A 12,994-nucleotide genomic window follows, 5' to 3' on the forward strand; every position below is an offset into this window, starting at 1 on the left:
CAGCCCCTTTTGCAATGAAAGATAGAAAATTGAAAGATCCCATGAAGAAGCCATATATTAGTTTTACTTTATAGTTGTGAACGCCCAGCCCTCAGTCCTAGTTATTTCTTTTTCCCTTGTTCCTTACGCACATGATTTTCTTCATTAAAATTCCAATGACTAACACCGTTTATAGGCTCATTTTTTTAACCTTCAATTTGACTTCAAAATACTTCCTAATGAAATATACAGAATAACTAACTTTCATATTTTCATAAATGAAAAATTATATTAAGCCAAATCTACTGATACTCATCCGACATTTGAAATCGGCGTATCATAATTGTGATTTTTCTTTATTGAAAGCAAAGTCAAATCCCCTTTAACCCGTTCCGAATAAATTGGATCGTGTATTCTATTTCTTTCTCGTCATCCCATGGATAATCCGGCATGACCAAAAAGCGGGTAATGAAAAAACCAACGATCGAGTTAATCGTTAAACGTATGACAGTCTCGGTGGGAAAATCACCTATTTGCCCATTTTGTTTAAAATGGTTGACAACTTTTATAAACTGAGGCAAAACTTTTTCAGTAAAAACCGTGCTAAATTTTTCTTGAATTTCTGCATGGAACGCCATTTCCTGAAAAAAAATTTTTAACAATGGGACATTGTTTTTGACAAATTGATAGCGGTTGCGGATGATTTTCCTTAACAGATCTTCAAAATCATCAAGTCGTTGATCCTGGAAAACTTCATTGATAAACCTTTCAGTAAATAAGGGAACGGCAAATTCTATAATGATCGGTGAAACGATGGATATCAGCAAATCTTTTTTTGTTTTATAATGGCGAAAAATCGTTCCTTCCGCTACCCCGGCTCTTTTCGCAATTTCGCTCGTGGATGTCGCAGCATACCCTTTTTCGGCGAAAATTTCGACTGCCGCTTGAAGAATTTTTGCCTGCTTCGGCGTTAAATCTTGATTCGTTGCCTTCATGAACTCGTCCATAAAATTTTTCTGGTCCATACACTTCCCTCCTTATTTCTCTCTTTTATTGTTATAACCTGCGATGTTTTTTCAATGCAAATATATTTAAGACATAGAAAAGCAGCGCAAAGCCGAACAATATTAGCAAATCCTGCCAAAGATCGACCAAGTCTTTTCCTTTAATCATGATTTCTTGAATGGCGTCCGCTCCGTAAGTAAGCGGCATAAATTTACTCAACACTTGCAACCACTCTGCCAATGTCTCCAAATTAAAGATTCCCGAAAAAAATGCTTGTGGAATGATGACAATCGGAATAAACTGCATGATTTGCAGCTCATTATTTGCAAAGGCTGATAAAAGGGTAGCAAGCGCCAGCGCAGTGATGGCTAATAAAAATGTAACTACTAACAGCTGCCAAAAATCCCATGCCATCCAAATATCAAGTACATATACGCAATACGTGACAATAACGAACGATTGAATAATCGTGAATAAGCCAAATCCTAGCAAATAGCCTGTTACAATCTCCCATCTTTTAATCGGCGTCGACAGCAATTTTTCTAATGTTCCTTGTGTTCTTTCCCGCAAAAATGAAATACCGCCTAACACAAAAACAAAGAAAAAGACAAAAAAACCGATTAGTACTGAACCCGTCTGATCAAAAAGATTGATTTTGTCAGAGCCATAATAATATTCGACATCAGGCTGAATATTTTTTTGGTCTGACAGGGAGCTGAAGGCGGTTTGAATCACCTTCATAACCGCTGAATTGGCTGTCGGGTCGCTTCCTTCCAGCAAAACATACGGAACATGATTTTTTATCGTTATAAATGCATCTAAATCCTCTTTTTGAAAAGCCTCCTTCGCTTCACTTTCGGACATTTGAACAACATCTTTCTCCAATTCATTTTGCAATACTTGCTCAAGCGGCGCCGGTATATTTTCTGCTGCTATTTTCGGTTCGTATGGGTCGCCGTCTAATACAAGCCATACAAGAGTGATAACTAAAAGCGGCGCAAAGATCAATAAAGCAATCGACCGTTTATCTCTTAACAACTGTCTTATAATTCGGATGACAACAGCTCCTACTCTCATTTCTCATTCCTCCCGTATGCTAAAAATGCTTCTTCAAGTGAATCGACCTTTTGGTTTTCCTTTAGCTTTTCCGGCGTGTCACAAGCAATGATATAACCGTCTCTTAGCATGGCCAGACGATCACACTTTTCCGCTTCATCCATGACATGTGTCGTAACTAAAATGGTCATCCCGTTGTTTTTTAGTTTTCTTAATTCACTCCATATCGATTGGCGAAGCACTGGATCGATTCCAACCGTCGGTTCGTCTAAAATTAATAGATCCGGTTTATGCATGAGCGAAGCAGCTAGAGACAACCGCCTTTTCATCCCACCTGAAAAGTCCTTGACAACTTTATCCATATGATCAGTTAAATCGACAATTTCCAAAACTTCCTGAATCGCTTTCTTCCGTTCTTGGCGTTTTAGCCCGTAAATAGCGGCTATAAATTCCAGGTTTTCTTTCGCGGTCAACTCCTGATAAAGAGCATCCGATTGCGCCATATAACCGATTGATTTCATTAGCTCGAGTGAAGGAACCTTTTGATCTTTGATAAAAATTTCTCCTTGATCTCCCTCTAAAATTCCTGTGATCATTTTGACCAACGTCGTTTTCCCGGAGCCGGATGGACCAAGAAGCCCGAAAATCTCTCCCTCATTTACGTCCAAATCAATATTTTTTAGCACTTTTTCCTTCCCGAATGAAATCGCAGCTTTACGGACAATAATCATTGAGGCCATTTTTTCCCATCCTTTCGTATAAAATGAGTGAGTACTCACATACATTATAGTTGTGCAAACGAATTTTGTGTAGTGAGTAATCACTCATTTTTTTCGAATGATAGGAAAATTTTTTTAACAGATTCGGCTTTAATAGTTATCGTCTTAAAAAAGCTGACCGCTGCGGATTTATACAAAAAGCAACAATAAGCATTTGAACTAGAAAAAACATCCACACAAATTGACTGGACTGAGGAATGAACATCAGAAGATGCGCTTTTTTGCACAAATTATGCCCATTTATTAATAGGCAGGAGAAATCGGGGCAATCGGTTAGCTATTGGCTCATTAGGAGTGTTTTACAGGAACGACTAGATGAAGATAGCTTTGGTATTCGTTCCTTAGAGGAAATTAAACAAACATTTTTAGTTATTTTACATAATGATTAAAGGAGATTTTAGATACAATACACATTCAATAAAAATGGTTGAAGTGATACTATATGGGCAAGTGGTACTGTAAAAACAATAATGATTGATTCAATATAATAATTCTTCTCATGCGGATTTCTGTTTACGGATAAGGCTGACATATGTGACTTTCAAATTCTTACAGTTGAAAGAAGTGAAAAAAGATGAGCTTAGAGGCATTAAACAAACAAGTGAAAACCGATCTTTCCTATCTCGCCTTCGGAGGTCCAAGCTGGGTGCGAACGCTAAAAAAACCTGAAGGACATGTCTACGATGTCGTGATCGTCGGCGGCGGCCAAAGCGGCTTAGGTGCGGCTTTCGGTCTTCTACGCGAACGGATATCCAACATTCTTGTCATTGATGAAAACCGAGAGGGCTGGGAAGGACCGTGGGAAACCTACGCCCGTATGGTGACCTTGCGAACACCTAAACATTTGACCTCCATCGACCTTGGGATTCCTTCCCTAACCTTCCGCGCTTGGTGGGAAGCACAATTCGGACCGGAAGGCTGGGAAGCGCTGGACAAAATTCCTCGGGGAGCTTGGATGAATTATTTGCGCTGGTTTCGGAAAGTTCTCAATCTGCCCGTCATCAATGAAGTAAAGTTGAAGTTGATAGAGCCGACTGATGAAGGGATTCACCGGCTTCATATTGAAGGGACGGGTGCACCATCTGACATATTGCTCGCACGAAAGGTTATTTTAGCCACGGGAATTCAAGGCGGCGGCGAATGGCATGTTCCTCCTTTCATTGCTGAAAAATTGCCGCATCATCTCTATGCCCACTCCTCAGAAGCAATTGATTTTAAAGCACTACAAGGGAAAAAGATCGGAATTTTGGGCGGCGGCGCATCTGCCTTTGATAATGCCAATTTTGCCTTATCAGAGGGTGCTGCCGAAGTTCATGTCTTTGTCCGCCGCAAGAAATTGCAGCGTATCAATCCGATCCGCTATATGGAAGTTTCCGGTCTAATTGAACGTTTCCAAGCTCTATCGGACGCTGATAAATATGCAATCATCGCTCATTTCTTTAAATATAATCAGCCGCCGACCAACGATACCTTCGGACGCGCAGCCTCATGGCCCGGTTTTCACCTGCACTTAGGAGCACCATGGCTTGATGTTGAAGCTGCAGATCAAGGTGCAGTAGTGACCACACCTCAGGGCAAGTTCACCTTCGATTTTCTGATCATCTGCACCGGACTCGTCACTGATCCTGCTTTGCGTCCGGAGCTGAGACTTGTCGAAAGCCACATTGCTCGTTGGGGAGACCGCTATCATCCCCCGAAGGAGCTGGCCAATCCAATGCTTGATGCCCATCCTTATCTCAGCCCTGGTTTCGCTTTTATAAGCCGCGATGAAAAGGGCAAAAAGCTTCTGTACGGAATTTTCGCTTTCAACTATTCGGGTTTGATCAGCTGCGGCATTACAGCAGCTGCTCTTTCCGGCCTGAAATACGGGATACGCAAGCTCGTTTCAGAAGTAGCGGATCAGCTTTTCTTAGATGATCGCGAAAAGATATTGAAAGACTTCTATTCCTATAACGAAATCGAATTTGTCGGTGAATGGACTAAAAAAGGAGTAAAGCCTTAGAATAACCGTTGGTAGTGTGGGGGCTGTCTCAAGCTGATTTTTCAGCTAAGAGGCGCCCCTTTTTCAAATAAAAATAACGTTTATATTTTTTTCGGACAGCTGTTTGTAATGCAAGGAATTTATGGTCTGAGAAAGCGGCCTTTTAACACTCTTTAAAAATAAATAAGGTGAATCGAATCAAAGTTCGATCCACCCAAGTGAACTACCCACCACCTACGCTTCGCTTAGAGGTTGGGGCTTCAAGCGACTTGTGTGTGTTCGCTGAACGGTAAGCCACACACAAGAACCCTTTACGCTTCCCTTCGTTCCGAAGGTGTCCGTTCTACCCATATTCTATCCTATTCGTTGGCTAAAGCCAACCGAAATTCATCTCCCACCTACTCATTGGGCTACGCCCTGCACATTCCTTGAGGATGGGAGACTTCTTTCGGAAATCCGTTAAATTTTTTCAGTTTCCTTCGAATAATTAATGGACCACGGCTGGACCAATTAATGCTGCTGGTTTTTCCCCTAAAGCCAGCTTGCTAATGTTTGTATAGCTAATATGTTTATATGATTGCAGCAATTGTTTTAATTCCGGAAACCTTTTATCTTTTTTTAGTTTTTCGATTTCCTGATGATAGATAGACAATACATAATCATCCTGAAATTTCGGTTGGAATCGATCCGGGTCTTCATCCATTAGTAAAGAGCCCATATATTGATATCCATATTGTAATTGACGAGTCAAATGGACGATATTTAAAAATTTCCGATAAATAGTTGGTGTTGTTGCCTTTAAGTTTTCGATAGCGGTTTGTGCATTTTTCAACTCATCGTAACTAGAGTCTATTATCACACTATATCATTCCTTTGTTCCGTATTAATCCCACGGTTTATTCAGTGAAAGTCTGGACACGAGTTCTTTATTTTGTTGTCTTTTTAACTTGCGAATGCTTTCACGTTCTTTTCCTGTTTCGTAGAGATATTTTTCTTCCTCTGTTTCTGGAATAATAGGCGGTACTTCCAACGGTCTTTTATTCTCATCCAAGGGAACAAAAGTGAAAAATGCAGTAGCTGCAATTCTTCGTTTCCCAGTTTCTAGATCTTCTGCAATCACTTTACAGAAAATCTCCATGGATCTTTTACCTGTATAGCTAACAAATGATTCAATACAAACCGAATCACTTACCCGGATCGGTTCAAGGAAATTAACGGAGTCGGTCGACGCCGTAACACATTCCTTTACCCTTGTATGTCTGCGGGCGGAAAGCGTCGCACATGCATCCATCTTCTTCATTAAAACTCCGCCAAATAATGTATGATAATTGTTCAAATCATTAATGAGCACTTGATCTGTTTGAACAACACGTGTTTCTTTAACTTTTTTTGCTTCCATCATGATCACCTTACGTATAAAAATACTTTTGAAGCGTACGCTTCATCCGTATTAGAATTTTTACAAAGAGAATTATAATATAGCTGGTTTGCAAAGATACAATGCCAATCCTATATGCAATTCATAACAAAATAGTATGGAAGCGCTCTTTAACCTGAACAAAAAACCACCCGTGTGATGAGCTGTCCCAGTCAAGTAGACAGGAATAAAAAAGCACATATAGAAAAATCCCTCCATAATAGACAGATGAACAGGCTTTCTTTTTCCTGTCTACTATAAAGGGATCGTATCATTGAGCTTGGTCGTGTGTTACATTCTATTCCAAATAAACTTTTATTTCATCATTTGCTTTATCAATTCTCGGTTGCGTTCTTTAAAGATTTCGTTATGGGATGATACCATGCCAAATTTATCAGCCTTAGGTTCAATAAATTGTTTAGCGCTATTTACTGCATTTGCGGCATCCTGAAAGGCCCCCGCAATCAAATGCAATTTCCCATCGTATTTTAGAATATCCCCCGCTGCATAAAGTCCCGGTACAGAAGATTCGCTATGGGCGTTGCCCGCAATGTAGTGATTGTCAATCATTTGAATATTCAGCTCGCTTTTTTCCAGCAAGGAGGAATCGCGCTCATAGCCATGATTCACAATTACTTCATCAATCGATAAATAGGTGATCTCTCCTGTTTCACGGTTTGTTAGCTCGACTCGTTCAATCCGTTCATGGTCCTCGCTGGCAATCAATTTGGTAATCGAGGTATGAAAATAACAAGTAGCCGAGCTGTTTAGAAGCTGAGTCACCTGCGATTCATGACCTTTTAACATCTCCCCTCGATACGTCAAATACACTTTTTTAGCAATCGGCACTAATTCATTCGCCCAATCAATTGCCGCATTGCCTCCTCCTGAAATGATGACCGTTTTATTTTTGAAGAGCTTTAACGATTTCACTGTATAATGCAGATTAGCCACCTCGAACTTTTCTGCACCCTCGATCTCCAGTTTTTGCGGCTTCAATATACCGCTTCCCACAGCGACAATGACCGTCTTGGAAAAATGCTGCCGTCCAGAAGCGGTCTGCAATATAAAAGTGCCATCTTCCTTTCGTTTCATCGATTCAATCTTTTCATTTAGAACCACTGTAGGATTAAATGTTAATCCTTGCTTGACAAGCTGCTTAATTAATTGCTCTCCTGTAATCGGTGCATGTCCTCCAACATCCCAAATCATTTTCTCCGGGTAAACATGAAGCTTGCCGCCCAATTGTGGCTGATACTCAATCAGCTTTGTTTTCATTTCCCGCAATCCGCTATAAAATGCCGCATACAACCCCGCTGGTCCGCCGCCAATAATCGTCACATCGTATAATTCGTCATGTTTCATCTATTTCCACCTCTCCTAGAACTCAGGAAATGATTATCATTCTCAATTAAATATACATTGTTTTTACCTCTTTTACAACGAACAGTGATTGACTATTGAAAAAAATGTTTACACCATATAGAGCTCGTATTGTTTATGGACGGTCGGACCACTGTCTCGCATTCGCACAACGAGAGCAAGTCCCAGACGGTTTCTAACCGTTGGAAACATCCGTCTTTCTTCAAGCTATCTATGAATCGTTTGTAGATGCAGGAAATCAACGGACATCTAGAACCTCTATCTATTTTTCATGAAAAGATAGCGGCCGCTTCCACGAACATATGAAACATGATATTCAAATGAATCCTTCCTAACCCCTGCTTAAGTACAAGAGACGGCTCCACACAAAAAAGACACTTTCTTCTTTTTTCTGCTTCAAGTAAAAAAAGCTTCCCTTTCATAAAAGGAAGCCTTCTTATAGTTGACTCAATCGGATTTAGAATCCTGTCCGGGATTAGCTGTCGACAGCTTTTCTTTTGCAAATCGTACAAATTCCTGCGCAATCTGTGATAAGCTTGCATCCTTTCTCCAAATCATTGCCAGATTCCATTCAATTTCCGGATTAGTGACGGTGATCGTTTTAAAATCATCTGTTAGTTCTATACACGTACTTTCAGGCAGCAAAGTAATACCTATATTGTAGGCAACCAATTCTTGAATAAACTCCAGTTGTGATGTTTCCGAAATAATTTTCGGTTGAAAACCGGCTTCTCTACAAGAATTGATGACAAGATTTCTTAGCACAAAATCCCGGTCGAACATAATAAAGTCCTCTTTTTTTAGCTCCTGTAAAGACACTTCCTGTTTTCCCGCCAGACGATGAGACGAAGAGACAACTAGTTTTAATTTCTCATTCACAAATATAATACTGTCAAGACTTTCATTTTCCTCAGAAAGAACAACGACCCCAAAATCCAATAAATTATTGAGAACCTTCTCTTCAACTGGTTTGGAACCATCCTCTTCTAGTAGGAAAATCACCTCTGGATATTCTTCATGAAACGATGCAATCAATTTTGAGAAGAAAATGGAATTCGTAATCGTAGGTAGCCCGATGCGAATTTGTCGTTTTCTTTGCATAAACATTTTATCAAGTTCTGCATCCAATTGCTGCAGCTGATTTTCAATTTTTAAAGCATGTTTTTTTAAAATACGGCCTGCATCCGTCAATATCAGCTTTTTTCTAGTACGTATGAAAAGCGGTGCTCCAATTTCATCCTCCAATGATTTGATAATTCTGCTGAGAGCAGGCTGCGTAATGAACAGATTCTCAGATGCAGTGGTAAAATTGCCGGTACGTGTAACCTCAAGAAAACACTTCAATTGTTTAATTTCCAATTGAATCAAACACCCTATTACATTTTAATGATAATAAAGTTTACCACACTTTTCACTTTAGCGCTTTAAATTTGTTTTATCAAATAGGCGAAGCATAAAATCTTGATGTTCTTGTTAGGGCAGTTCATTATTAGACAGCCCCTTCCTTACGCTAATTTCAACAACGGAAGTATTTTATTTGGAAATAAAAAGCTCTAATTTTGTCCTCTTTTAATCCTTCAAGTTCCCCTTCTTATATCTAAAAACTTTTCATTTCATTCATCTATGCAATCATTTATTTTTATATTCCATATCAATATTATAAAAAGATTAGCGGGCATAGTATCCCCATTTATCGAATTTTTGAAGAGAAACAGGCAAATCATCTGATTTGAGAAAAATGCTACATAGAGCTTATTTTTGAAATTTCCTGAATTGTACAGGGACAAATGCGGGAAATAAAGCATAAATAAATACAGTAAAAATTCGTTAATTTGGGAGTGAGGTGTCATGAAAACTCCATGGATTCACCATGAGAGGATGCAGCAAATACGTTCTAAACAAATGAACATTTTTAAATCTTCAAGAGTTCAAAAAAAATCTGTATGTGCCAATTTTCAGCATACAAAAGAAGAAAATGATAGTCACAAATCAGATATTGTGGCAAATCGCATTGATACAGCAGAAGCAGATGATTCACATGAAAATTACGGTATAAAAAAAGTGACCAAACTAAACAAAAATAAAAATAATGTTTCCAAACTGATGAATTTATACAAAAAGTATAATATGTCTAAAAGAAATCATACAGGCAGCATCTGTGGTCCCACTCAACCATCGAATAGAACGACCGATCCTGAACACGTTTCCTCAACTGATGACCACACTTTAAAAACGGATGATTCCCATATTAAGCAGATTTCTCTACCTAGCCTTGGCCATGAGACAAAGGATCAGTCTCCAACCGATTCTATTTTTGAGCCTATTCATATTTCATCCAATTCGGATGAAATAAATGATCAAGAGGATGACTTTGATACCGATCCTATTGATCATTCAGTCGATAGAGCTCATTTATCATCGGATGGAAATGATTCTGAACTAATGCCTTTAGCTAATGCTGATCATGATTTGAAAACGGATTATTCTTCCCATGATGTTAAGCAGATTTCTCTACCTAGCCTTGGCCATGAGACAAAGGATCAGTCTCCAACCGATTCTATTTTTGAGCCTATTCATATTTCATCCAATTCGGATGAAATAAATGATCAAGAGGATGACTTTGATACCGATCCTATTGATCATTCAGTCGATAGAGCTCATTTATCATCGGATGGAAATGATTCTGAACTAATGCCTTTAGCTAATGCTGATCATGATTTGAAAACGGATTATTCTTCCCATGATGTTAAGCAGATTTCTCTACCTAGCCTTGGCCATGAGACAAAGGATCAGTCTCCAACCGATTCTATTTTTGAGCCTATTCATACTTCATCCAATTCAGATGAAATAAATGATCAAGAGGATGACTTTGATACTGATCCTATTGATCATTCAGTCGATAGAGCTCATTCATCATCGGATGGAAACGATTCTGAACTAATGCCTTTAGCTAATGCTGATCATGATTTGAAAACGGATTGTTCTTCCCATGATATTAAGCAGATTTCTCTACCTAGCCCTAGCCATGAGACAAAGGATCATCCCTCAGCCGATTCGGTTCTTGAGCCTGTTCATACTTCATCCAATTCGGATGAAATAGATGATCAAGAAGATGCCTTTGATACTGATCCTATTGATCATTCAGTCGATAGAGCTCATTCATCATCGGATGGAAACGATTCTGAACTAGTTCTCTTCGCTAGTAATGATCATACTTTGAAAATGGATGGTTTTTCTCATGTTAGGCGTATTTCCTTAACTGATTTTGAACATCATGAGAAATACGATCAAGATTCAATGGATTCGGTTTTTGAACTTGTGTACACCTTTGCATCCAGCTCGAATGAAATAAATGATCAAGAGGATCACTTTGAAACCAATTCTTTTGATTATTCAGTCGAGCTTGCTCATTTATTGGATGAAAACAATCTTAAACAAGTTTTTCCAGCTGTTGATGAGTATGCTGTGAATACGGATGTGGCTTCCCATGCTGATCTTGAACAGGAGACAAATAATCAATCTACGACCAATTCCGTTTTTGAATTTGCCCATGATTCATCCAGCTCAGATAAAATAAATGATCAAGAGAATATCAGTGAAACCAATCCTATTGACTATACAGTTGAGCCAGTTCATTCATTGGACGATGCCGTTCCTGAACAATCTCCTTCAGCTGTTGATGAGCATGCTGTGAATACGGATGTGGCTTCCCATGCTGATCTTGAACAGGAGACAAATAATCAATCTACGACCAATTCCGTTTTTGAATTTGCCCATGATTCATCCAGCTCAGATAAAATAAATGATCAAGAGAATATCAGTGAAACCAATCCTATTGACTATACAGTTGAACCGGTTCATTTATCAGATGGAGCTGATCCTGAACAATCCCCTTCAGCTGTTGATGAACATGCTGTGAAAACGGATGAGTATTCCCATGCTGATCTTGAACAGGATAAAAAGGATCATCCAGCAGATTCAGCATTTGAACCTGCCCATGCTTCATCCAGTTCGGATGAAATGAACGATCAAGATGTCTTTAAGATCAATTTTATTAACCATACAGTCGAACTAACTCGTCCATTGGATATTGCCGACTCTGAACAAGTTCCTACAACAGATGTTGTTCGTGCTTCGAAAATGGATGAAACTCCTCATGCTGCTGGTCTTGAACAGGATATAAAGGATCATGCTCTAACCGATTCAGTTTTTGAACCTGTTCCTGCTTCATCCGGCCCGGATGAAATAAATGATCAAGAAAATATCCATGAAACCAATTTTATTGACCATAAAGTTGAGCCGGATCATTCGTCGTATGGTGTCGTTCCTGAAGAAATTTCCTCAGCTGATGTTGAGCATACTGTGAAAACGGATGAGGTTTCTCATGCTGAACAGGAGACCGTTTCTGTTTTTGAGCCTGTTCATCCTTCATCCGAATCGGATGGAACGAATGATCAAAAAGCTATTAATTTTGATAATGCAGATGAATCTATCAAATATGGAAAAACATGTTCGATGACTATAAAAAGACCATTTTCGACTTTTGTAGAAATAGATGACTTTCTTCATTCTCCTATCTTTAGCAGTATAGTTCAAAATTCAGCTGAATTTCTTGACTTAAACAATAAACAAACTCCTCAATTAAACACAAAATTACTCAATACTACAACTTATTATCCTGAACAGCCTGATTGCCGTTTAGTTTGCTCTAAAATTCATGAAATGATCTCTTTAACTGACACTGTTTCCAGTTATAGTAAGAATAATAAAAACAATCATTATCAATCTATTGCAGTTCCCCTGCATGACTCAAAAGCTGCGAAAACAAGCGAAACAGATAACAAAACTTGTACATCTCATGACTTTATACAAATTAGAGTTCCAGTTGTAGCAGGGGAATACAAAATGGAAATAATTTTAGAAGAAGATGTTGTATTTGAAGAAGAGATTTTGGGCGTTAAAGAAATCTCTAAAGAGGTCGTACTAACAAATTGTAAATTCGTACCTACTCAATTCTCCCCATCATTAGATAATGGAACATGTACAGCACTGAAAGGAAATTTATTTATAAAAGGATATATATCACAAAATATTGAGTACACTGCCGCAGACAACGGAAATGAAGGTTCCAAACAAAATGAATCAGTACCTTACTATCGTCAATTGCACCAAAAAATTATATTGGATTTAATCGTTCATTTATTACAAGTACAACAAGTTCGAGTCAGTTATGCTAGCAATGGAATCTAGAGATCATCGAATGTATACGAAATCCACTCTTTGATTTAAAAATGAGAAAAATGATTATGTGAAAAGCCCAAACTTAAAAATGAATGCTGCATATTGTATTAATGCAAAGTTTGGAAAACTCAAAAAAAAATTAAGGAGTGGATT

9 protein-coding genes are annotated in these 12,994 nt (G+C 38.6%); 2 read left to right on the forward strand and 7 right to left on the reverse strand.

Annotated elements, in window-relative coordinates:
- Positions 1 to 350 precede the first annotated feature (350 nt).
- Genes NSQ44_RS17955 through NSQ44_RS17965 form a run of 3 tightly spaced genes read right to left on the reverse strand, consistent with a single transcriptional unit; the run spans position 351 to position 2,780 of the window.
- Positions 351 to 1,004, reverse strand: a complete 654-nt coding sequence (locus tag NSQ44_RS17955) for a TetR/AcrR family transcriptional regulator (protein WP_340857959.1) — start codon at positions 1,002 to 1,004, stop codon at positions 351 to 353.
- A gap of 31 nt (positions 1,005 to 1,035) precedes the next feature.
- A complete protein-coding gene (locus NSQ44_RS17960) occupies positions 1,036 to 2,061 on the reverse strand; it encodes an ABC transporter permease (protein WP_340857961.1) in 1,026 nt (341 codons plus the stop codon).
- Positions 2,058 to 2,780 carry an ABC transporter ATP-binding protein gene (locus NSQ44_RS17965; protein ID WP_144598303.1) on the reverse strand — a complete coding sequence of 241 codons (723 nt, stop codon included), beginning with the start codon at positions 2,778 to 2,780 and terminating at the stop codon, positions 2,058 to 2,060. The genes NSQ44_RS17960 and NSQ44_RS17965 overlap by 4 nt, the downstream gene beginning before the upstream one ends.
- A 613-nt stretch (positions 2,781 to 3,393) precedes the next feature.
- Here NSQ44_RS17965 and NSQ44_RS17970 point away from each other — a divergent pair.
- Positions 3,394 to 4,821, forward strand: a complete 1,428-nt coding sequence (locus tag NSQ44_RS17970) for an NAD(P)/FAD-dependent oxidoreductase (protein WP_340857963.1) — start codon at positions 3,394 to 3,396, stop codon at positions 4,819 to 4,821.
- 466 nt (positions 4,822 to 5,287) lie between these two features.
- On the opposite strand, the gene NSQ44_RS17975 is transcribed toward NSQ44_RS17970, so the two are convergent.
- The 4 genes from NSQ44_RS17975 to NSQ44_RS17990 all read right to left on the reverse strand — a co-directional run bounded on the left by NSQ44_RS17975 (position 5,288) and on the right by NSQ44_RS17990 (position 8,959).
- Positions 5,288 to 5,659 carry a hypothetical protein gene (locus NSQ44_RS17975; RefSeq protein WP_063388277.1) on the reverse strand — a complete coding sequence of 124 codons (372 nt, stop codon included), beginning with the start codon at positions 5,657 to 5,659 and terminating at the stop codon, positions 5,288 to 5,290.
- Between the two features lie 24 nt (positions 5,660 to 5,683).
- Positions 5,684 to 6,199, reverse strand: a complete 516-nt coding sequence (locus tag NSQ44_RS17980) for an acyl-CoA thioesterase (RefSeq protein ID WP_082829614.1) — start codon at positions 6,197 to 6,199, stop codon at positions 5,684 to 5,686.
- A gap of 333 nt (positions 6,200 to 6,532) precedes the next feature.
- On the reverse strand, positions 6,533 to 7,582 hold the full coding sequence (locus NSQ44_RS17985) for an NAD(P)/FAD-dependent oxidoreductase (protein WP_340857965.1): 1,050 nt from the start codon (positions 7,580 to 7,582) through the stop codon (positions 6,533 to 6,535).
- Between the two features lie 465 nt (positions 7,583 to 8,047).
- Complete coding sequence (locus tag NSQ44_RS17990) at positions 8,048 to 8,959, reverse strand: LysR family transcriptional regulator (protein WP_063388274.1); 912 nt, start codon at positions 8,957 to 8,959, stop codon at positions 8,048 to 8,050.
- A gap of 489 nt (positions 8,960 to 9,448) precedes the next feature.
- Here NSQ44_RS17990 and NSQ44_RS17995 point away from each other — a divergent pair, with 489 nt between their 5' ends.
- Complete coding sequence (locus NSQ44_RS17995; RefSeq protein ID WP_340857967.1) at positions 9,449 to 12,850, forward strand: BC_2427 family protein; 3,402 nt, start codon at positions 9,449 to 9,451, stop codon at positions 12,848 to 12,850.
- Positions 12,851 to 12,994 lie beyond the last annotated feature (144 nt).

Origin of the sequence: Aeribacillus sp. FSL M8-0254 (genome assembly GCF_038008845.1) — a bacterium.
In the GTDB taxonomy this organism is placed as follows: domain Bacteria; phylum Bacillota; class Bacilli; order Bacillales; family Aeribacillaceae; genus Aeribacillus; species Aeribacillus composti.